Genomic DNA, 21,874 nt, shown 5'->3' with positions numbered 1-21,874 from the left:
TATATCTCTGTAATCCGTCGGGAGTCATAATAATGAAAATGAAAAGAGTTTTTATTGCCCTGTCGCTGGCCTGTGCCACCACTCTGGTTACGCTGCCCGCCCTGGCCCGGGTGCTGAAAGTGGCCGAGGTGCAGCCCGAGGGATATCCCACCGTGGTGGCATTGCAGCACATGGGCGAAAAATTAAAACAGGCCACCGACGGGCGGCTGGAGGTTAAAGTCTATTCCGGAGGCGTGCTGGGGGATGAAGAGCAGGCGTTGCAGCAGGTGCAAATCGGCGCGGTGGACATGATCCGCGTTTCGCTGGCGCCGATGACCACCATCGCCCCGGAAACCAGCGTGCTGACGCTGCCCTATATCTTCCGTGACGAAGACCATATGCACAAAGTGCTCGACGGCGCGATCGGGCAGGAAATCGCCGATAAGGTCAGCGCCGACCCGCGGGCCAAAATGGTTTTCCTCGGCTGGACCGATGCCGGCGTGCGCAATATGATCACCAAAAAACCGGTGGTTAAGCCGGAAGATTTAAAAGGCATGAAAATCCGCGTCCAGAATAGCCAGATTTCCCTGGCCACCCTGAAAGCCATGGGCTCCAATCCCGTGGCCATGGGCGTAAGCGAAGTGTTCAGCGCCATGCAAACCGGGGTGGTGGACGGTACCGAGAATAACCCGCCCACCTTTGTCGCCCACAACTATATTCCGGTTGCCAAATATTACACGCTGACCGGTCATTTTATTCAGCCGGAGATGATCCTTATTTCAAAAGTCGTGTGGGATAAATTATCTAAAGAGGATCAACAAACCCTGGCGAAATTGGGCAAAGAAGCGCAAATGGATGAACGCCAACTGTGGGCGCAATACAATCAGCAGTCGCTGGATAAAATGAAAGCCGCCAAAATTAACTTCCAAGATATCGATCATGATTATTTCGTCAAGGCGACCCAGCCGGTACGGGATCAGTTTGGTAAAGGGCATGAAGATTTAATGAAGCGCATAGCGGAAGTGAATTAGTCCCTAACTCCCGGCGGCGGTAAATCACTATTAACCGCCGCAGCCAACGTCGCAGGTGAATCCTTATGTTGCATTCTTATCCCAGATTAATGGACATGTTGTATTTTGCATGCCTGGCGATCGCCAGCATCTCGCTGATGATTATGGTCACGGTGATACCCATCGGCATTTTTGCCCGCTATCTGTTCGACAACGCCCTCTCCTGGCCGGAACCGGTGGCGATTGTCTGCATGATTATCTTTACGTTTATCGGCGCCGCGGTGGGGTATCGCGCCAATACGCATATTTCGGTCGCGGTGATGACCGACCGGTTATCGCCCGCCGGCCGGCGTTTTTGCGAATTGGCCTGCGACATCATAATGTGCGTGATTTGCCTGATCCTGGTTTGGTACAGCGCCAGCCTGTGCGCGGCGATGTGGGACCAGACCATGGCGTCATTACCTGACGTGAGCTACGGCGAAATGTATTTGCCGATCCCGGTGGGAATGCTTATTACGCTGCTGTTCGTGATTGAAAGAATGATGTGCGGCCCACAGGCACATCGCCCCCTGGTGATGCTGGGTAATTCCCACTAACGGTTGCGGAGCGGTTCAATGGATGCGTTAATTCTGATTGGCAGCCTGATGGTGCTCCTGGCCCTCGGCTTTCCCGTGGCGTTTGCGGTGGGATTAAGCGCTTTTATCGGCGCGTGGTGGATTGATTTACCGCTGGAGGCCATCGTAATTCAGTTGACCAACGGCATCAATAAATTCTCCCTGCTCACCATTCCTTTCTTTATCCTGGCCGGCGCCATTATGGCCGAGGGCGGCATTGCGCGGCGAATGGTCAATTTCGCCTATATCTTCGTGGGGTTTATCCGCGGCGGCCTGTCGCTGGTGAATATCGTGGCCTCGACCTTTTTTGGCGCGATTTCCGGTTCATCGCTGGCGGATACCGCCTCCATCGGTTCGGTGATGATCCCGCAGATGGAAGCGCAGGGCTACCCGCGGGATTTTGCCGCCGCGGTGACCGCCAGCGGTTCCGTGCAGGCGGTACTCACCCCGCCCAGCCATAACTCGGTCATCTACTCCCTGGCCACCGGCGGCACCGTCACTATCTCCGCCATGTTTATGGCGGGCATCTTTCCCGGTCTGCTGCTCGGGTTATGCCTGGTGATTATGTGTATCGGCTTTGCCAAAAAGCGCAATTATCCCAAAGGGGAAATGGTCCCGTTCCGCCAGGCGTTGAAAATATTTTTTGATGCCTTCTGGGGCCTGTTTACCATCGTGATCATTCTCGGCGGTATTCTGTCCGGCATTTTTACCGCCGCCGAATCGGCAGCCATTGCCTGCCTGTGGGCGTTTTTTGTCACCATGTTCATCTATCGGGAATTCCGCTGGCGCGACCTGCACCTGCTGCTGTTTCGCACCATTAAAACCGTCACTATCGTCATGGTGCTGATTGCCTTCGCCGCAGGCTTCGGCTCGGTCATGACGTTTATGCAGTTGCCGCAGACTATTACCGATTTTTTCCTGAGCATTTCCGATAATAAATACATCATCCTGATGTGCATTAATATCATGCTGCTGCTGGTGGGGTGCCTGATGGATATGGCGCCGCTGATTTTAATCCTCACGCCCGTGCTGCTGCCGGTCACCACCTCGATAGGCGTCGATCCGGTACACTTCGGCATGATTATGCTGGTTAATCTGGGCATCGGACTGATTACCCCGCCGGTGGGGACCGTGCTGTTTGTCGCCAGCGCGGTCAGCAAGCAAAAGATGGAGGCGGTGGTCAGAGCGATGCTGCCGTTCTACTGCGTGCTGTTTATCGTGCTGCTGATTATTACCTATGTGCCGATAATTTCGTTATGGCTGCCGGCCGTGACCGGGATTTATAACGGCTGAACCGCGGATAACACGCGGTAATAAAAAACGGGCCGGCGGCGAGAGACGCGCCGGCCCGTTTCGGCAATTCAGTCACCGCCCCGCGCCGGGGCGCATTATCCACAGCATGATTTAGCCAAACTTATTATTTATTCTCCCGATAGCTGAATTTTCAGCTTGCTTATCCACTTTTGCTTAGTTGCCGCTGAAATAACATAGAACAGATTGGTATTGGGCGGCCAATTAACCTTGGTGCTAGCTTTTATCATATTCAAAGACCCATACAACCATCCATAAAACCATAAAGAGCCGTCGCTAAATTTATCCGGTTACCCGCCAGGAGGAAATGATGTCTGACTACCGTTGTCGTTGCTGCTTAGATTGCCAAGAGCCTGTTGCAGGCGCTGTTTTCCACGACCAGGAATAAATTATGATTAACGGAGCAATCCATGAGTACAACCGTCACGACCTCGTTACCCCTGCTCGATCTTTCCCGGCTTGATCGCGGCCCGGCTGAAAGAACCGCTTTTCTGACCGATCTGCGCCACGCGGCGCGTGATATCGGCTTTTTCTACCTGACCGGCCATGGCGTGGACGCGCAGTTACTGGCCCAGGTTCAACTCTTGTCCCGTGAGTTTTTTGCGCTGCCCGAAGAGCAAAAGCAAGCGGTGGCCATGATTAATTCCCCCCATTTCCGCGGTTATAACCGCGCCGCGTCGGAGCTGACCCGCGGCCAGCCGGACTGGCGCGAGCAGTTTGACATCGGCGCGGAGCGGGCGGCGCTGGCGCCAACGGATCGCTCCCCCGGCTGGTCGCGCCTCCAGGGGCCCAACCAGTGGCCGGCACAGCTGCCGGCCCTGAAAACGGTATTATTACGCTGGCAAACGGCCATGACCGCCATGTCCCTGCGGCTGCTGCGGGCGTTTGCCGAAGCGCTCTCGCTGCCGGCCGACGCTTTCGATACCTTATATGGCGATAAGCCCAACGAACATATTAAATTAATCCGCTATCCCGGACGCAACCAAACCGGCAGCGCCCAGGGGGTCGGCGCCCATAAGGATTCCGGCTTCCTGAGCTTTTTGCTGCAAGACCGGCAAAAAGGGCTGCAGGTGGAGGTAGAAGAGGATCGGTGGGTGGACGCCGTACCGGTGCCCGGCACCTTTGTGGTGAATATCGGCGAGCTGCTGGAACTGGCCACTAACGGCTATCTGCGCGCCACGGTACATCGCGTGGTTTCTCCCCCGGATTCCCAGGACCGCCTGTCCATTGCCTTTTTCCTCGGCGCCAGGCTGGACGCGGTAGTCCCCCTTTATCAGCTATCCCCTGAACTGGCCGCCCAGGCCCGCGGCCCGGCCAGCGATCCGCTCAATCCCTTGCTGAGGGACGTGGGCTGGAATTACCTGAAAGGACGTTTACGGTCCCATCCCGATGTCGCCGAACGGTATTATCCCGACATCCTGCGCGCCAGTAGCGAACTTATCGTCTAATTTTATAAGGAATTAATTTTATGATAAAGCATGCCGTTATACGTCTGGCAGGGGCAGCTCTTGCCGTTTCCCTGGCTTTTCCCGCCCAGGCGGCCGGCCAGCTGCGCGTTGCCGCCGATCCGGTGCCCCACGCGGAAATCCTCAATTTTGTCAAAACGTTCGATCCCGGCTTGAAGCTGGAGGTGATCGAGCTGACCAGCGGGGTCAATGCCAACGAACTGTTGGCCCATGGCGATGTGGATGCGAATTATTTCCAGCATGTGCCTTATCTGCGCGATCAGGAAAAGACGCTGGGACAGAAATTTACCGTCGCGGCCACGGTGCATATCGAGCCGCTGGGCATTTACTCCTCCAAGCATAAAACGCTGGCGGAGGTACCGGACAACGCCACGGTGGCGGTGCCCAATAACGTGACCAACCTGAGCCGGGCGCTGTATCTGCTGCAAAGCAAGGGGCTGATTAAGCTCAAGGCGGGTTTTGACAATGCGGCGACGCATCAGGCGACGCCGCAGGATATCGCGGAAAACCCGAAACATATCAAAATACTGGAAATCGAGTCCCCGCAGATCCCGCGTTCCCTGGATGATGTGGATTTGGCGGTGATCAACGGCAACTACGCCCTGGAGGCCGGCCTGAGTCCGGCGCGCGATGCGCTGGGACTGGAGAGCGCCGACCATAACCCCTATGCCAACATCCTGGTCACCACGCCGAAGCTGGCCGACGATCCGCGCATCAAACAGCTGGCGCGCGACCTGGAATCGCCGCAGGTGGCCAAGTTTATCAAGGATAAATATGCCGGTTCGGTTATTCCGGTGGCGGATGCCAAATCATGATCGTCATAGAGCGTCTGGGCAAGATTTATCCCGGCAATGCGCGACCCGCGTTGCATGAGGTCTCCCTGACAATCGAAGACGGCGCGGTATATGGCATTCTGGGACGCAGCGGCGCCGGCAAAAGCACCCTGATTCGCTGCCTGAATCTGCTGGAGCGGCCAAGCTCCGGCAGGATTATCATCGACGATCGGGATATTACGCAACTGGATGCCCGGGAACTGCGCCGGCAGCGCCAGGGCACCGGCATGATATTCCAGCAGTTTAATCTGCTGCATGCGCGTACCGTGGCGTCCAATGTGGCGGTGCCGCTGGACATCGCCGGCGTGCCGCGGCGCGAGCGGGCGCAGCGGGTGGCTGAACTGCTGGACCTGGTGGGCCTGTCCGATAAGGCCGGGGCGTTTCCATCCCAGCTTTCCGGCGGCCAGAAGCAGCGGGTGGGCATTGCCCGCGCGCTGGCCGCCCGGCCCAGGTATTTATTGTGCGACGAGGCCACCAGCGCCCTGGACCCGGAAACCACCGCGTCGGTGCTGGCCCTGCTTAATGATATTCATCGTCAGTTAGCACTCACTATTGTGCTAATCACGCACGAACTCGACGTGGTGAAAGCAATTTGCGATAGCGCCGCGTTGCTGGAGCACGGCCGGGTGGTGGAGAGCGGGCGGCTGTCCGCCCTACTGAGAACGCCGTCTTCGCGCTTGCGCCAGGCATTGCTGCCGGATCGCGAGGCGGAGCAGGCATTTTTACGCCGTCATGGGGTGGAGGGCTCGCCGTTATGCATAGTCGCTTAATCGACGGCATCCTGGGGGCGGTGAACGGCGGCATGGGCTGGAGCGCGCTGTGGCCGCTGGTGTGGAACGCCACGCTGGAAACGCTGTATATGGTGGTGCTGGCCACGCTGTTTACCGTACTGATCGGCCTGCCTCTGGGCGTACTGCTGTTCGTCAGCCGGCAAGGCGGGATTGTGCCGCTGCCGCGCCTGCACGGGGCGCTGGGAACGGTGATTAATATCGGCCGTTCGCTGCCGTTTGTGGTGCTGCTGGTGGCGCTGATTCCTTTTACCCGGCTGATTATCGGCACTACCCTTGGCAGTACCGCGGCCATTGTCCCGATCACCATCGGCGCATTTCCATTTTTTGCCCGTATCGTGGAAACGGCCCTCGACGAAGTGGATAAAGGGCGCATTGAGGCCATCTTATCCATGGGCGGCTCCGCCCGCCACGTCATCACCAAGGTGTTGCTGCCGGAAGCGTTGCCCGCCCTGTTGGCCGGCATCACTCTTACGATGGTGATGCTAATCGGTTTTTCATCCATGGCGGGAGTGATTGGCGGCGGCGGCCTGGGCGATTTGGCTATACGTTATGGTTATCAGCGGTTTAATAATCAAGTGATGGTTGCCACGGTGGTCGTGCTGATTGTGCTGGTACAGGGGGTGCAGTCGCTGGGTAACCGGCTGGTGCGCTCGCTGGCGCACCGCCGTTGAAGATAGTGATTGCTTACTTACAAGGCCGTCAATCCCTGCGCCAAATCGTCTATTAAATCGCCCGCGTCCTCAATGCCTATGGACAGGCGCACCAACTGCGGCGTGATGCCGTTGGCCAGGCGCAGTTCCAGGGGAATGGATGCGTGGGTCATGGTGAACGGCTGGCTAACCAGGCTTTCCACCCCGCCCAGGCTTTCCGCCAGGGTAAACAGGTTCAGGCGCCGGATAAAGCGCCGGGCGCAATCGTCATCGCCGCCCTTCAACCGTATGGAAATCATGCCGCCCGCGCCCCGCATCTGCCGCTGCGCCAACGGGTACTGCGGATGACCGGGCAGGCCGGGATAATAGACCGCGGCAATCTGCGGCTGCGCGTCCAGCCATTCGGCAATGCGCTGCGCGCTTTCGCTATGGCGCTCGATACGCAGCGCCAGGGTGCGGATACCGCGCAGGGTCAAAAAACTGCTGAACGGGTCCAGCACGCCGCCAATGGCGTTTTGCAAATAAGCCAGCCGTTCCGCCAATTCGGTGTTAGCGCCCACTACTGCCAGACCCGCCACCACATCGGAGTGACCGTTGATATATTTGGTGGCTGAGTGCACTACGATATCAAAGCCCAGGGTCAGCGGCTGTTGCAAGATCGGCGATGCAAAGGTGTTGTCCGCCACGCTGATCACATTATGGCGCCGGGCGATAGCGGCGATTGCCGCCAGATCCGCCAGCTTCAGCAGGGGGTTGGTCGGGGTTTCCACCCAAATCATGCGCGTATCGGGTTCAATGGCCGCTTCCAGCGCGGCGAGATCCTGCGGTTTTACCCAGCTGATCCGCAGGCCGGCGGTGCGGCGGCGTACGTTTTCCAGCAGCCGGTAGGTGCCGCCGTAGACATCATCCACCGCCACCAGATGGCTGCCCTGATCGAGCAATTCCAGCACCGTGGAGCACGCGGCCAGGCCCGAGGCAAAAGCAAACCCCCGGGACCCCTGTTCCAACTGGGCGATGGACTCCTCCAGCGCGTGGCGGGTGGGGTTGCCGCTGCGCGAATACTCATAGCCGCTGTGTTCGCCAGGCGCGGTTTGCGCAAAGGTGGAGGTGGCATAAATGGGCGGCATCACCGCGCCGGTGGCGTCGGGGGTATAACCGCTGTGGACGGCGAGGGTGGCTATTTTCGTCATGATATTATCCTTATGAATGAATGCGGTTGCGCCAGGTATTAAGCACATCGGCGCGGGTAATCAGTCCCAGAAATTGTTCGCCGTCCATGACCACCGCCACGTGCCCTTGCCCGAAGGTCCGCAGCAGCGTCGCTTCGTCGGCTTCCTTGGGCAGGGTTATGACGTCGCGCGTCATGGCCGCATCCACCGGCAGGCCGAACCGTTCGGCATCGGCCCGGACCTGCGTCAGAATATCCCATTCATCGATCAGCCCCACCAGCCGGCCGTTATCCAGCACCGGCAACTGTGAGATATCGTACAGGCGCATTCGGGCATGGGCGGTGGCCAGGGTGTCGTCCGGCAGGGCGAATACCGTCGCCCCTTCGTCATGGCGAAAGGCGATAAAATCGCGCAGGTCGCCGGTGACCGGACGCTGTAGCAGTCCCTGCTGGCGCAGCCAGTCATCATTGAACATTTTGGACAGGTATTTATTACCGCTATCGCAGGCAAAAGTGGCCACCCGCTTGGGCGCGGTCTGCGCCCGGCAATAGCGCAGCGCCGCCGCCAGCAGGGTGCCGGTGGAGGACCCGGCCAGGATGCCTTCCCGGTGCAGCAGGCCGCGGGCGGTATCGAAGGCTTCGGCATCGGTAATCCGATAGGCCTGGCTCAACTCTTCCACGTGGCTGAGCGGCGGCACGAAATCCTCGCCGATACCCTCCACCAGCCAGCTGCCGGGTTCAGGCGTGGTGCCGTGTTCCACCAGATCGGCCAAAATCGACCCCGCCGGGTCGGCGAGGATAAACTCGGTTTTGGGCGACACTTCGTTAAAGAAGCGCCGCAGCCCGCCCAGAGTGCCTCCCGATCCGACGCCGACCACGATGGCGTCGATATCCCCCGCCATTTGCCGCCACAGTTCGGGGGCGGTGGTCTGGTAATGGGCCAGGGGATTGGCGGCATTATTAAACTGATCGATATACAGCGCGCCGGGGGTTTCCTGCGCCAGGCGGCGGGCGTAATCCTGGTAATAGGCCGGATGGCCTTTACCCACGTCGGAGCGGGTCAGCAAAACTTTCGCTCCCAGCGCCCGCAGGTGGAAAATTTTCTCGCGGCTCATTTTATCCGGCACCACCAAAATCAGCTGGTAGCCCTTTTGCGCGGCCACCAGCGCCAGCCCCAGCCCGGTATTGCCCGCCGTCGCCTCGATAATCGTCCCGCCGGGGGGCAGATCGCCCCGGCGTTCGGCCTGCTCAATCATCGACAGCGCCACGCGATCCTTGATGGAACCGCCGGGGTTTTGATTTTCCAATTTGATAAACAGGCGGCAAGGGCCGCTATCAAGCCGCGTCAGCTCCATCACGGGGGTATGGCCGATCAGGTCCAGTACGGAATCAGGTAATGGCATTGTTGCTCCCAAAAAAGCGGTCTTGGATGATTTTCGTGGATAATAGGACTGAATCATGGCCGCTTTTAAAGAACAAATAACTACTGCATATGCCTTTATGGAATATATTAATCTGTTTGGCCATCGGGATGTTCAGCCGTATAGCGGTAAGGAAAGACAAACCAAAATGCTCTCCGGCGCCGGCCGGGGTTTTGGCGCGGGCGGGAGAAAAATGGCGGGGAGAAGAAGGCCGGCTTAAGTGCGAAACCGGTAAAGCAAAGCTGAAAAATGTCTAAGCGCCGCGGGGATTAAAACAGCGCCAAAGCGCCGATACGTTCAATGGCTTCGGTCAAAAGACCTTCGTTGACGGTCAGGCTGATCCTGACGTAATCGCTGCCGCCCTGGCCAAACCCGATGCCCGGCGCCACCAATACCTGCGCCTGTTCCAGCAGCAGGCGGGTAAATGTCTGCGAATCATGCCCCGGGGGCACCCTCAGCCAGACGAAAAATGACCCCACGCACGGATTGGCGCGCCAGCCAATGCGCGCCAGGTGGTACATCAGCGTCGCCCGGCGCTGGCGATAAATCCGGTTTATGGCGTCGACCTCGTGGCGCGGCAGGGCCAGCGCGGTTTCGGCCGCATCCTGCACCGCGCCGTAGACGCTGCTATACGCATGGATATGGAACTGGTTAAAGGCGGCGATAATCGAGGCGTTGCCGACGGCGAAACCAAAACGCCAGCCGGCCATATTAAAGGTTTTCGACAGGGTATAAGTTTCCACCGCAAACGCTTTGGCCCCGGGGACTTGCAGCAGGCTAAGCGGCGGAGCGGCGCCGTCCCCCAGGGCCGCGTAGGCGAAATCGTGCAGCACCGCGAGGTGGTTATCCCGGGCGAACGCCAGCGTACGTTCGAAAAACGGCAGGGTGGCCAGGGCGCCGGTGGGATTATTGGGATAATTAAGCAGCAGCAGGCGCGCCTTAGCGGCCACGTCCGGCGGCACGCGGGCATAATCGGGCAGGAAACCGTCGCGCTCCTCCACCGGGATGGCGTGGAAATCGGCCTGCGCCAGCTGGGCCGCCGAACGATATACCGGGTAACACGGATCGGTGCCGATAATGGTTTCACCGGGATTGACGATAGCCTGGGGAATACCCATGACGCCAATATGCGAACCGTGGAATAACGCGACCTCGGTGTCGGCGTCAACCGCCACGTCGTACTGGCGCCGATAAAAGTCGGCTATGGCGCGCTTGGTGCTGTTTTTACCGAGAAAGGGCGGATAACCGTGGTTATCGGCATCCAGCGCCGCCGCACGCAGGCGCTGAATAATAGCATCGTGCGGCGGCTGGTCCGGGCTGCCCTTGGAGAGATCGATCAGCGGCCGCGCCGAACCGCCGGCCAGCAATGCCTGCTGTTCCAACTGGTTAAACAAATTTTCCGGCAGGGAAGTTACCCGCCGGGCGGGGGCGAAATCAGGCATAACGTTTCCTTGATCCTGGGTAAGCAGGGCGTATGACGCCCCGATGTCATATTATTCGCCTGCGGGGGGAACGATTCCCGATCCGCGGCAGGCGGAAAATTCTGGCCGGTCATACCATCAGGCATTATTTCAGCAATACCGAAGCGCCATTAGAAATAAAAAACATAACTCAGCAATAATAGCTATATCCGTACGGAAAATTCCCGTTTACTCCCTGGGTTTTTAATATTATTAATCCCTGGCGAATATCTTTCCCGGCATTGCAGGTTATAGCTTAAAAACAGCTAAGCTAACGCTAATTTCTTGGTTTACCCCTTATTGACATCATGTTTGAATAAGATCTTACCCGTCCCTGGACGGTGATGATAATACGCTTATCTGTCTGGCTGAACCGGGCGGGTTATTTTTTTGATTTAATTAATCGGGAATGTTTATGAAACTGCGTTTAACCGCCGGCCGGTTGGCCGCGTCTTCTCTGGCGGCGGTATTGGCCATGGCGTCGTTAAGCGTGAGCGCCGCCGGGCAAGATAAGACCTTGAAACTGGGTTTTAACCCCGGCCCCTATAAAGAGCAGTTCGAGAAAGGCGTCGCCCCTTATTTGCAACAAAAGGGCTACGCCATCGAGTATCGCGACTTCAGCGACGGCATCCAGGTGAATAACGCGGTCAATACCGGCGAAATCGACGCCAATATCATGCAGCATCCGGTGTACCTGAAATCGGTCAATGAGCGCCTCGGCATTGATAATATTGGCATTGTCCAGGTGCCTACCCCGCCGATGGGGCTTTATTCCAATAAGCATACCAATGCCAATCCCCCGGCGCCGGGCGCCGTGATTTCGGTTCCCAACCAGCCGTCCAATGAGTACCGCGCCGCGCTGCTGCTGCAAGATCTCGGCTGGATCAAAATCGCCCCCAATGTGGACCCCGCGACCTTCTCGCAGAAGAATATCAGCGATAACCCCTATAAAATCCAGTTCAAGGAAATGGATAACGCCCAGCAGGTGCGGGCGTTGCCGGATGTGGATTATGGCGCGATCCAGGGCAATTTCGCCGTCTCCAGCGGCATGAAGCTGTCCTCGGCGCTGCGCCTGGAAAATCCCACCCAAGGATTTATCAACGTGGTGACCGTGGCGGGTAAAAATAAAGACGCCCCGTTTGCCAAAGATATTATCGAGGGTTATCACTCGGCGGCATTCAAGCAATATATCCATGGCGACAGCCAGTATGCCGGCTATTTGCTGCCTGATTATTTGCAGTAAACCCCGGGAGCGCGTCGATTGAGAAACCATGATGATTGAATTGAACAACATCAGCAAAACCTTCGAGCGTAAAGGCATAAAAATAGAGGCGTTGCAGGGTATCAATCTGCGGGTGGAAAAAGGCGATATCTTCGGCATTATCGGTTATAGCGGCGCGGGTAAAAGCACGCTGCTCCGGCTGGTCAACGCGCTTGAGATCCCCACCACGGGGGAGGTGGTGATTAACGGCGCGGCGATCAATCGCTTCAGCCAGCAGCAGCTGCGGGCGATTAAAAAAGATATCGGTATGATTTTTCAGAATTTTAATTTGCTATTGTCCAAAACCGCATGGCAAAACGTGGCCATGCCGCTGGTGCTGCTGGGTAAGGATCGCGCTTTTGTCCGGGCGCGGGTGGCGGAGTTGCTGGCGTTCGTCGGCCTCGGCGACCGGGCGCACAGTTACCCCGATGAGCTGTCCGGCGGCCAGAAGCAACGGGTGGGCATTGCCCGCGCCCTGGCCACCAACCCGTCAATCCTGCTGTGCGACGAAGCCACCTCGGCGCTGGACCCGCAAACCACCGCCCAAATCCTGCTGCTGCTCAAACGCATCAACCGGGAATATAACATCACCATTTTGCTGATTACCCATGAGATGACGGTTATCCAGAAAATCTGCAATAAGGTCGCGGTTATGGAGCGGGGCGCCATTATCGAACAGGGCGCGGTGATTGACGTCTTCGGCCACCCCTCCCATCCCGCCACCGTGAATTTCGTCCGCACCGTGATCCAGGATCGGCTGCCGGACAGTATCCGCGATGAGCTGCGCCACGATACCCGCGGCAGGCGGCTGCGGCTGGAGTTTATCGGCCTGGCCGCCAACCGGCCGATTATTAATAACCTGATCAAACGGTTCGATGTCGAGGTGAATATTCTGTATGCCAGTATGTCCGAGGTCCAGGACGTGACGCTGGGATTTATGATGGTCCAGCTTAACGGCGAACCGGGGCAAATCGACGGCGCCGTGGCTTTCCTGGCGCAAGCCGGCGTGGATATCCAGGAGATCGATCTATGTTCGACACGGCAATAACCGCAGAGCAGTTCTTAATCGCCCTGCACGATACGCTGCTGATGGTCAGCATTTCCCTGGTCATCGGCTCGCTGATTGGCATTCCGCTGGGAATCTATCTGGTGGTGACCCGCCCCGGCGGATTAATTCACAACCGGGCGGCCTATGCCATTATCAATCCCATCGTGAATATCGTGCGTTCACTGCCGTTTATTATTTTGATGATTACCATCATTCCGTTTACCCGGCTTATCGTGCACACCACGATCGGTACGCCCGGCGCCATCGTGCCGCTGATTATTTTTATTGCTCCTTATATCGCCCGGCTGGTGGAAAACTCGCTGCTGGATGTCGACCCGGGCATCCTGGAAGCGGCCAAATCCATGGGCGCCACCCCGCTGCAGGCCATCTGGCACTTTCTGCTGCCCGAGGCGCTCTCGTCGCTGATCCTGGCGCTGACCACCGCCACCATCGGCCTGATCGGCGCCACCGCCATGGCGGGCACGGTCGGGGGCGGCGGCATCGGCGATCTGGCCATTACCTATGGCTATCAGCGCTTTGATACCTTCGCCACCGTTACCACCGCCCTGGTGCTGATCGCCATCGTCCAGCTGTTGCAGTCGCTGGGTAATTTTCTGGCCCGGCGCATCCGGCGGGAGTGATTCTCCCGCGCCGTTTTGCCTGCTGGACCGTTGTCCGCCAGGCTTTATTAATAAGGAAACCTATCATGGCTAATGTTGAAAGCTTTCAGTTGGATCATACCAAGGTAACCGCGCCTTACGTACGCCTGGCCGGTACGGAACGCAACGAGCAGGGCAGCATCGTGCAAAAATACGATCTGCGTTTTCTCCAGCCGAATCAGGACGCTTTACCCACCGCGGCGCTGCATACCCTGGAGCATCTGCTGGCCACCGGATTGCGCGACCAGTTAAAGGGGATTATCGATCTGTCGCCCATGGGCTGCCGCACCGGTTTTTATCTGATTATCTGGGATGAACATAACCCGGCGGAGATTGCCGCGGCCCTGACCGGGGTACTGGAGCAGGTGCTGGAGGCCGACACGGTGCCGGCGGTGTCGGCGCTGGAGTGCGGCAATTATCGCGATCATTCGCTGTTTTCCGCCAAGGAATACGCGCGCCTGGTGCTGACCGCCGGCATCAGCGACAATCCTTTCCGGACCTGACGCCATGCTTAACCTGGATTTCAGCGGTAAAACCGCGGTGATCACCGGCGGGCTCAACGGTATCGGCGAAGCTATCGGCGCCCTGTTCCTGGAGGCCGGCGCCAACGTGGTGATCGGCGATATTCTCTGTCCGCCCGGCGCCAGGGCGGTCGGCGCGCGCCTGGTGCATATCCGCACCGACGTCACCCGCCGGGGCCACGCCGAGGCGCTAATTGCCTGCGCGGTGGCCCATTTCGGCGCGGTGGATGTCCTGGTGAACAACAGCGGGGTGTCCGCCATGGGCCGTGTGGAATCGGTGACGGAAAGCGAATGGGACCGGGTGATGGCGGTGAATGCCAAAGGCGTCTACCTGATATCCCAGGCGGCGATAGGGCCCATGAAACGGCAAGGCGGCGGCCGGATTATCAACATCGCCTCCCAGGCCGGCAAAAACGGTTATCGCCTGATGGGGCAATATGTCGCGTCCAAACACGCGGTGCTGGGCCTGACCAAGGTGCTGGCCATTGAGCTGGCCCGGGATAATATTCTGGTTAACGCCGTGTGCCCCGGCATCGTCGAAACCGCGATGAAGCGGCGCGAGCGCGAAGAGGGCGCGCTGCTGCGCGGACTGGCGGCGGCGGATATTTTGGCGGAGGACTGCGCGCAAATTCCCCTGGGCCGTACGGCCCTGCCCGCCGACGTGGCCAACGTGGTGGTCTTCCTCGCCAGCCCGCTGGCGTCCTATATGACCGGCCAGGCGATCAACGTCACCGGCGGCATGACGATGCACTAATCCCGGGGCTTGGCCCCGGCGCCCCACTGCTGCCGCCACCCGGCGGTATAACTTCCCGCCGCCCGGTAAAAGATATTCCCCAGAACATTTTGTGATCCAGAGTACAAATTGAACACACACTTCCCATAGGGGATTTACACCCCTAAAAGGCCGGTGCTAGTATCTTGTTACGCATTATGCAACCGTGTTCTATAATATAGAACAAAAATAACGTGGCGCGGCAGCACGCAAGCCGGTGGTTATTTATCCAATGGTTGCTTATCCGGTGCGTAAAACATCACTCCTTCACACTTCGCGTTGTATCAAAATAAGGCCAATAGCATGACAGATATCAAGCAGTTAACCGGAATTATCCCCCCCGTATCCACTATTTTTACCCCGCAGGGCGAGTTGGACGAGGCGGGCATGGGGCTGGTTATTGATTTCCTGATTACCGCCGGCGTCAACGGGCTGTTTTTCCTGGGTACCGGGGGCGAGTTTTCCCAGATGTCCGCGGATGAACGCCGGCGGGTAGCGGAATTCGTCGTGGGGCGCGTGGCCGGCCGGGTGCCGGTATTGATCGGCACCGGCAGCACCAATACGCGCGAAGCCGTGGCGCTGAGCCAGCATGCGCAAGCCATAGGCGCCAGCGCCATCGTGGTGATTAACCCTTATTACTGGCAAATTACCGAAGCCAACGTCAGCCGCTATTATGCCGATATCGCCACCGCCGTGGATATTCCGGTGATTCTCTACAATTTCCCGCAGCTTACCGGCCAGGATTTGACCCCGGCCCTGGTAAAACGGCTGGCGGATGACCACGCTAATATTGTCGGCATCAAAGATACCATTGATTCCGTCGCCCATTTGCGCGAGATGATTCTAACGGTAAAAGAGGCGCATCCCGATTTCCGGGTATTCTGCGGTTTTGACGATCATCTGCTGAACACCCTGCTGCTGGGCGGCGACGGCGCCATTTCGGCCAGCGCCAACTTCGCGCCGCAATTATCCATCGGCATTTATCGCGCCGTGCGCGCCGGGGACTTAGGCGAAGCCGCCCGGTTAAATCAAGCGCTGCTGGGGCTGCCCGCGCTTTATAAAATCGACAGCCCGTTCGTAAATGTGGTGAAAGAGGCGATGCGGCTTTGCGGGCAGGATATTTCCACCTATGCGCTGCCGCCGACCCAACCATTGGATAACGCCAAAAAAGCCGCGGTGCGCCAGGTATTACAGCGTGCCGGGGTGATAAATAAAGCCTGATATGGCGCAAGACGGCTAATGGCGGCCGGCGCTATGTTATTTGAAACCCGGATTTATATGCTACCAGCAGGTGGGCAAACTTATGTCTCTAAACACGATTTTCACCGATACAGACGAGTCGATATACGCGATCCGGACCCATGCGCCGGGGCCGCAAGGCGCGCTGCCCCTGACGGCGCAAATGCTGATGGATTCCCCTAGCGGCAATATTTTCGGCCTGACGTTAAATGCCGGCATGGGGTGGGACCCCAATAAATTGCTGGGTACCGAAGTGCTGATATTAGGCACGCAGGGGGGCATCCGCGACCCCGACGGTTCGCCGGTGGCCCTGGGTTACCACACGGGCCATTGGGAAATCGGTTTGCAAATGCAGGCGGCCGCCCGGGAAATCAGCCGGCACGGCGGGGTGCCTTTCGCCGGTTATGTCAGCGATCCCTGCGACGGGCGCTCGCAGGGCACCACCGGCATGTTTGATTCCTTACCCTATCGCAACGATGCGGCCATGGTGTTCCGGCGCTTAATCCGCTCCTTGCCGACCCGCAAAGCGGTGATCGGGGTGGCGACGTGCGATAAAGGGCTGCCGGCCATGATGATTGCGCTGGCGTCAATGCACGATCTGCCGACCATTATCGTACCGGGCGGCGCTACGCTGCCCCCGACCCACGGCGAAGATGCGGGCAAGGTTCAGACGATCGGCGCCAGGTTCGCCAATCATGAACTCAGCCTGCAGGACGCTGCGGAACTGGGCTGCCGGGCCTGCGCTTCACCAGGCGGCGGCTGCCAGTTTTTAGGCACCGCGGGTACGTCCCAGGTGGTGGCCGAAGGCCTGGGGCTGGCGTTGCCCCACTCCGCCCTGGCGCCCTCCGGCCAGCCGGTATGGCATGAAATCGCCCGCCAGTCCGCCCGCGCCGCGCTGGTGCTCGGACGCAAAGGATTGACCACCAAGGATATCATTACCGATAAAGCCATCGAAAACGCCATGGTGATTCATGCGGCTTTCGGCGGTTCGACCAATCTGCTGCTGCATATCCCGGCCATTGCGCACGCCGCGGGCTGCAAGATTCCCACCGTGGATGACTGGGCGGAGCTGAATCGCCGGGTGCCGCGGCTGGTGAGCGTGCTGCCCAACGGCCCGGTATATCATCCCACCGTGCGGGCGTTTTTGGCCGGCGGCGTACCCGAAGTCATGCTGCACCTGCGCAAGCTGGGCTTATTGCATGAAGATGCGTTAACCGTTACCGGCGAAACGCTGGGCGCCAACCTGGATTGGTGGGAGGCGTCGCAACGCCGCACCCTGTTCCGGCAACGTCTGTTCGAGCTGGACGGCGTGGCGCCGGACGACGTGATTATGTCGCCGCAGCAGGCCAGGGAACGCGGCCTGACCTCCACCATTACGTTCCCCACCGGCAACATCGCCCCGGAAGGGGCGGTGATTAAATCCACCGCCATCGACCCCGCCGTGGTCGGCGCGGACGGCGTTTACCGCCATACCGGCAAGGCCAAGGTTTTTACCGCCGAAGCCGATGCCATTAAAGCCATCAAGCAGGGCGGCATCCAGGCCGGGGATATGATGGTGCTGATCGGCGGCGGCCCGTCGGGCACCGGCATGGAAGAAACCTACCAGCTCACTTCGGCCTTAAAACATCTTTCATACGGCAAATATGTCTCATTGTTGACCGATGCGCGGTTTTCCGGCGTATCCACCGGCGCCTGTATCGGCCATATCGGGCCGGAGGCGCTGGTCGGCGGGCCGATCGGCAAACTGCGCGACGGGGATATCATCGAAATGATCATCGATCGCGACCGGCTGGTAGGGTCGATCAATTTTATCGGCACGGAACATCACCCGCTGTCGCCGGCGGCGGGGGCGGAGGAACTAAAGGGGCGCGAACCGCATCCCGGCCTGCGCCCGCATCCCGAGCTGCCCGACGATACCCGCCTTTGGGCGGCATTGCAGGCGGTCAGCGGCGGGACTTGGCAAGGCTGCGTCTATGATGCGGATCGGATAATCAAAGTATTGGCGGCGGGGGAAAAAGCCTTGGCGGAACAGAAAATTATTTAATTAACCAATCATGCCTCTGTATTTATATAAATAAAGCGATTACGGGTGCATTGATATTTAATAACCACCCTTGAATCAGGGTGGTTATATTATCGCTGTGCCGAGTATGGCTTCAACCAATAATAACGCCAGCATGATGCCTACACATTGTGCTGCACAGTGCTGCGTCTATTTTTAAAAACACATGACGCAGTATAACCGGGAGTTATTTCATGCCATTATTTATTGTATCTCTGGGAATACTGGTACTGCTTATTTTAATTATGAAGTGCCGACTGAATACATTTGTTTCATTGATTATCGTTTCTTTTGGCGTCGCACTGGCTTTGGGCATACCGCTTAATAACGTGGTGAAATCCATTGAAGGCGGCCTGGGCGGTACTTTAGGCCATATCGCCCTGATTTTCGGTATCGGCGCCATGCTCGGCCGGCTGATTGCCGACGCGGGCGGGGCCCAGCGCATCGCCATTACGCTGATTGCCAAATTTGGCGAAAAAAATATCGAATGGGCGGTAGTGGTGGCGTCGTTTATTGTCGGCATCGCTCTGTTTTTTGAAGTGGGCTTGGTATTATTGATCCCCATTATATTTACCATCGCCAGGCAGCTTAAGGTGTCTATTTTACATCTGGGCATCCCCATGGCGTCGGCGCTGTTGGTCACCCACGGCTTTTTGCCGCCCCATCCGGGACCCACCATGATTGCCGGCGAATATGGCGCCGATATTGGCGCGGTATTGCTGTACGGCATTATTGTCGGTACGCCGACGGTGATCCTGGCCGGACCGTTGTATAATAAACTGGCGAAAAAGATCGTGCCGGAAGGCTTTAACAAAATCGGTAATATCGAGTCGCTGGGCGATACGAAACAGTTCGAACTGGATCAAACTCCGGGGTTTAAAATCAGCCTGCTGACCGCCATGCTACCGGTGATTTTAATGTCTTTCGCCACCATCGTGACCATGATCCAGCAGGAAACCGGCCTGGCGGACAATACGGCCCTGTCCGTTATCCGCTTGCTGGGCAATGCGTCGGTCGCCATGCTGATCTCGCTGCTGTTCGCCATTTACAGCATGGGGATCGCCAGGAATATCGGCATCAAGGCGCTGATGGCATCCTGCTCTTCGGCGGCCACCAGTATCGGCATGATGCTGCTGATTATCGGCGGCGGGGGCGCGTTTAAGCAAGTCCTGATCGACGGCGGCGTGGGGCAGTACGTGGCCGATCTGTTTGCCGGCACCGCCGCTTCGCCGATTATCCTGGCCTGGGTGGTGGCGGCCATCTTGCGTATTTCGCTCGGGTCGTCCACCGTGGCCGCCATCTCCACCGCCGGACTGGTGATCCCCGCCCTGGCGCACAGCAGCGCCAATCTGGCGCTGGTGACGTTGGCGACCGGGGCCGGCAGCGCCATAGCCTCGCATGTTAACGACGCGGGCTTTTGGATGATAAAAGAGTATTTCGGCCTGACGATGAAAGAGACCTTCGCCACCTGGACGGTGTTATCGACCATTGTTTCCGTGGCGGGATTAGGCTTTATCATGCTGTTGAGCCTGGTAATATAAATATCGACGGCTGAATAATGGGGGGAATTATTATTCAGCCGGTTGATGCGGGGGTTAATATCCCAATTGTTGCGACAGTTCCCGTCCGGCCTGGGTTAATAAGGTAATATATTGTGAAAATTCGGCTTCGCTGGTGCGGGCGACCAGCGTTGAAATACTGATGGCCGCAATAACCCGGCGCTCAACATTCCAAATGGGTACGGAAACACATTTTACGCCCTGTTCATTTTCCTGATTATCCAGGGCGTAACCCCGCGCCCGCACCTCATTTAATTCCGCCAGCAGCCGGGCTTCATCGGTAATCGAATTCGGGGTTTGCCGGGTATACTGGTAATTTTCCAAAAGCGCCTGGATCTCGCCGGCCGGCATAAAAGATAACAGCACTTTGCCTATGGCCGTGGAGTGCACCGGCAATCGGCGCCCGATGCGGGAATAGGAAATAACGGCCATTTTGCCTTCTACTTTATCGATATATACCCCTTCCTTGCCGTCCAGAATACCGAGATGGGTGGTTTGGCCGGTTTTTATCGACAGATCGAGCAGGAAACTTCTGGCTTTTTGCCGGATATCAATGGAATTAACCACCAGGTTGCCGCGCTCCACCAGTTTCATGCCCAGGCGATATTTGCCGTTTTCCGGATTCTGATCGATATAACCTTGAACCTGCAGCGTTTTAAGCAAGGAGTGCAGCGTGCTTTTATGCATGCCCATTTTGATGCTGATATCGGTAATTTTAAGTTCGGTGGCGTGTTCATCGAACAGGTCCAGAATACGCAGGGCACGTTCGACAGATTGAATGATAGGCATGGAGGACCGTTTGAAGAGTGATTTATCCGTATTATGCTGTGACGGTACTACTTCCGGTGCTGAAAATCAATGTTACCGCCCCGGGCGGCCAGGCGGCGGGAAAACCACCAGAATCAATAGCTAACGCGGCCGCGGCCAGGCAACCCGCGCCATCGCGGGTTTGCCCGCCCTGGCGCCCGCGCATCAGGCGTCCTGCGTCGCCAGCAGCCTGATGGCGGTATCCTCGTCGGTAACCAGTCCGTTAATCCAGCCGCCGTTCAGCACCGCCTGGATGGCGCGAAATTTCTCCTCGCCGCCGGCAAAGGCGATAACCGGTTTTTCAGGGCGCGCGGTTATGGTGACGCTGGTCAGGCGGTCGTCCATGGCGCTTGGCACCCGCTGGCCGTTTTCGCCGATAAAGTGGCCCACTATCTCCGCCACCACCCCGGCGTCGGTCAGGTGGTTGACTTCCTCGGTGGTAATAAAACCGTCGGTATGCAGCGGGCAGAGATAATTCATCTGGCCGATGCCGATAAAGGTGACGTCCGCCTGCGCCGCTTTATCCGTGACCATGCGATAAATGCGGTGATTGCACCATAATTCTTTATCCGTCGGATTGTCGGCGAATAACGGCGCAGGCAAAATAAAATATTTGCCTTGGGTTTTCTCCGCCATCCAGAGCGGCACATCGTAACGGGTACAGGAACCGTCCGAAGCTATGGCGCCGATCAGCGAAACGCAGCTGTGCTGGGGGCGGTCGATCTGCGGCAATTCGTTGATGGTGGCGCGCAGCGCCCGCCCTGAACCCACCGCAATCACCCGAGGCTGCTCCTGATCGATAAATTGCATCATCACCTCGGCACCCGCTACCGCAATCATGCGGTTGAGGCTGGCGCTATCCATGCCGCAGGAAGGCACGACCAGGCAAACCGACAGGTGAAAGCGCTGGGCCAGCAATTGTGACAGCGCCGTGCAGTCGGCCACCGGATGCACGATATTCACCCTGACCAGGCCATTCTCCGAAGCCAGCGCGACCAGCCGCTGCGCCGCCTGGCGTGATACCCCCAGCACGTCGGCGATTTCATGCTGCGTCTTGCCCGCAACGTAGTACATCCAGGCGGCCCGGGCTGCTTGATCTAATTTTCTATCGATTTTACTCATTGATCATACTCAACTTTTGGCAGTGATAAAACTATACCCATCATTCGTAGACGGCGTAAATCGATCATTTCTGATGTGTGAGCTAAAGCTCATTTAGTGGGCTATTATTCGATTAAGCTCT

The 21,874-nt window shown here is 57.9% G+C and carries 21 protein-coding genes; 16 read left to right on the top strand and 5 right to left on the bottom strand.

All coding sequences use genetic code 11. The annotated features are described in order from the left end of the window. Positions 1–38 precede the first annotated feature (38 nt). The 7 genes from ACL2XP_RS23850 (at position 39) to ACL2XP_RS23820 (ending at position 6,675) form a co-directional block, all read left to right on the top strand. Positions 39–1,010 (top strand): TRAP transporter substrate-binding protein, encoded by a 972-nt coding sequence (locus tag ACL2XP_RS23850; protein WP_413739277.1) that lies wholly within the window; start codon positions 39–41, stop codon positions 1,008–1,010. 65 nt (positions 1,011–1,075) lie between these two features. Beyond that, complete coding sequence (locus ACL2XP_RS23845) at positions 1,076–1,585, top strand: TRAP transporter small permease (RefSeq protein ID WP_413735818.1); 510 nt, start codon at positions 1,076–1,078, stop codon at positions 1,583–1,585. An 18-nt stretch (positions 1,586–1,603) separates the two neighbouring features. After that, entirely contained in the window at positions 1,604–2,896 is a 1,293-nt protein-coding gene (locus tag ACL2XP_RS23840; RefSeq protein WP_413735817.1) for a TRAP transporter large permease, read from the top strand. Between the two features lie 428 nt (positions 2,897–3,324). Next, positions 3,325–4,362, top strand: coding sequence for an isopenicillin N synthase family dioxygenase (locus ACL2XP_RS23835; RefSeq protein ID WP_413735816.1), 1,038 nt, complete (start codon positions 3,325–3,327; stop codon positions 4,360–4,362). A 20-nt stretch (positions 4,363–4,382) separates the two neighbouring features. Continuing rightward, a complete protein-coding gene (locus tag ACL2XP_RS23830; RefSeq protein ID WP_413735814.1) occupies positions 4,383–5,195 on the top strand; it encodes a MetQ/NlpA family ABC transporter substrate-binding protein in 813 nt (270 codons plus the stop codon). Continuing rightward, on the top strand, positions 5,192–5,983 hold the full coding sequence (locus ACL2XP_RS23825; RefSeq protein WP_413735812.1) for a methionine ABC transporter ATP-binding protein: 792 nt from the start codon (positions 5,192–5,194) through the stop codon (positions 5,981–5,983). The genes ACL2XP_RS23830 and ACL2XP_RS23825 overlap by 4 nt, the downstream gene beginning before the upstream one ends. A 32-nt stretch (positions 5,984–6,015) precedes the next feature. Next, positions 6,016–6,675, top strand: a complete 660-nt coding sequence (locus tag ACL2XP_RS23820; RefSeq protein ID WP_413739276.1) for a methionine ABC transporter permease — start codon at positions 6,016–6,018, stop codon at positions 6,673–6,675. Between the two features lie 17 nt (positions 6,676–6,692). On the opposite strand, the gene ACL2XP_RS23815 is transcribed toward ACL2XP_RS23820, so the two are convergent. Next, positions 6,693–7,844, bottom strand: coding sequence for a trans-sulfuration enzyme family protein (locus ACL2XP_RS23815; protein WP_413735810.1), 1,152 nt, complete (start codon positions 7,842–7,844; stop codon positions 6,693–6,695). Positions 7,845–7,854: 10 nt separating this feature from the next. Next, positions 7,855–9,225 carry a pyridoxal-phosphate dependent enzyme gene (locus tag ACL2XP_RS23810; protein ID WP_413735808.1) on the bottom strand — a complete coding sequence of 457 codons (1,371 nt, stop codon included), beginning with the start codon at positions 9,223–9,225 and terminating at the stop codon, positions 7,855–7,857. Positions 9,226–9,280: 55 nt separating this feature from the next. Between ACL2XP_RS23810 and ACL2XP_RS23805 the strand changes: the two genes are divergently transcribed. Continuing rightward, positions 9,281–9,463, top strand: a complete 183-nt coding sequence (locus ACL2XP_RS23805) for a hypothetical protein (protein WP_413735806.1) — start codon at positions 9,281–9,283, stop codon at positions 9,461–9,463. Between the two features lie 49 nt (positions 9,464–9,512). On the opposite strand, the gene ACL2XP_RS23800 is transcribed toward ACL2XP_RS23805, so the two are convergent. Continuing rightward, a complete protein-coding gene (locus ACL2XP_RS23800) occupies positions 9,513–10,685 on the bottom strand; it encodes an aminotransferase class I/II-fold pyridoxal phosphate-dependent enzyme (RefSeq protein WP_413735804.1) in 1,173 nt (390 codons plus the stop codon). 493 nt (positions 10,686–11,178) lie between these two features. On the opposite strand from ACL2XP_RS23800, the gene ACL2XP_RS23795 reads away from it, so the two are divergent. The 8 genes from ACL2XP_RS23795 to ACL2XP_RS23760 all read left to right on the top strand — a co-directional run bounded on the left by ACL2XP_RS23795 (position 11,179) and on the right by ACL2XP_RS23760 (position 19,806). Continuing rightward, positions 11,179–11,946 carry a MetQ/NlpA family ABC transporter substrate-binding protein gene (locus ACL2XP_RS23795; RefSeq protein ID WP_413739275.1) on the top strand — a complete coding sequence of 256 codons (768 nt, stop codon included), beginning with the start codon at positions 11,179–11,181 and terminating at the stop codon, positions 11,944–11,946. Between the two features lie 31 nt (positions 11,947–11,977). Then, a complete protein-coding gene (locus ACL2XP_RS23790; protein WP_413739274.1) occupies positions 11,978–13,012 on the top strand; it encodes a methionine ABC transporter ATP-binding protein in 1,035 nt (344 codons plus the stop codon). Next, positions 12,994–13,653, top strand: a complete 660-nt coding sequence (locus ACL2XP_RS23785) for a methionine ABC transporter permease (RefSeq protein ID WP_413735802.1) — start codon at positions 12,994–12,996, stop codon at positions 13,651–13,653. The genes ACL2XP_RS23790 and ACL2XP_RS23785 overlap by 19 nt, the downstream gene beginning before the upstream one ends. A 65-nt stretch (positions 13,654–13,718) precedes the next feature. Continuing rightward, positions 13,719–14,174, top strand: coding sequence for an S-ribosylhomocysteine lyase (locus ACL2XP_RS23780; protein ID WP_413735800.1), 456 nt, complete (start codon positions 13,719–13,721; stop codon positions 14,172–14,174). Between the two features lie 4 nt (positions 14,175–14,178). Further along, positions 14,179–14,946, top strand: a complete 768-nt coding sequence (locus tag ACL2XP_RS23775) for an SDR family NAD(P)-dependent oxidoreductase (RefSeq protein ID WP_413735798.1) — start codon at positions 14,179–14,181, stop codon at positions 14,944–14,946. A 321-nt stretch (positions 14,947–15,267) separates the two neighbouring features. Beyond that, positions 15,268–16,185, top strand: a complete 918-nt coding sequence (locus tag ACL2XP_RS23770; protein ID WP_413735796.1) for a dihydrodipicolinate synthase family protein — start codon at positions 15,268–15,270, stop codon at positions 16,183–16,185. A gap of 82 nt (positions 16,186–16,267) precedes the next feature. Continuing rightward, positions 16,268–18,247 (top strand): YjhG/YagF family D-xylonate dehydratase, encoded by a 1,980-nt coding sequence (locus ACL2XP_RS23765; RefSeq protein ID WP_413735795.1) that lies wholly within the window; start codon positions 16,268–16,270, stop codon positions 18,245–18,247. 212 nt (positions 18,248–18,459) lie between these two features. Beyond that, positions 18,460–19,806 (top strand): gluconate:H+ symporter, encoded by a 1,347-nt coding sequence (locus ACL2XP_RS23760; protein WP_413735794.1) that lies wholly within the window; start codon positions 18,460–18,462, stop codon positions 19,804–19,806. A gap of 54 nt (positions 19,807–19,860) precedes the next feature. Here ACL2XP_RS23760 and ACL2XP_RS23755 read toward each other — a convergent pair whose 3' ends face one another. Both ACL2XP_RS23755 and ACL2XP_RS23750 read right to left on the bottom strand, forming a co-directional pair. Next, positions 19,861–20,613 (bottom strand): IclR family transcriptional regulator, encoded by a 753-nt coding sequence (locus ACL2XP_RS23755; RefSeq protein WP_413735793.1) that lies wholly within the window; start codon positions 20,611–20,613, stop codon positions 19,861–19,863. Positions 20,614–20,796: 183 nt separating this feature from the next. Further along, positions 20,797–21,753 carry a sugar-binding transcriptional regulator gene (locus ACL2XP_RS23750; protein WP_413735791.1) on the bottom strand — a complete coding sequence of 319 codons (957 nt, stop codon included), beginning with the start codon at positions 21,751–21,753 and terminating at the stop codon, positions 20,797–20,799. Between the last annotated feature and the right edge of the window lie 121 nt (positions 21,754–21,874).

Origin of the sequence: Sodalis sp. RH21 (assembly GCF_047324175.1) — a bacterium.
In the GTDB taxonomy this organism is placed as follows: Bacteria; Pseudomonadota; Gammaproteobacteria; order Enterobacterales; family Enterobacteriaceae; genus Acerihabitans.
The sequence above is the reverse complement of the archived record's forward strand: the minus strand, read 5'-3'. Positions and strand labels throughout refer to the sequence as shown.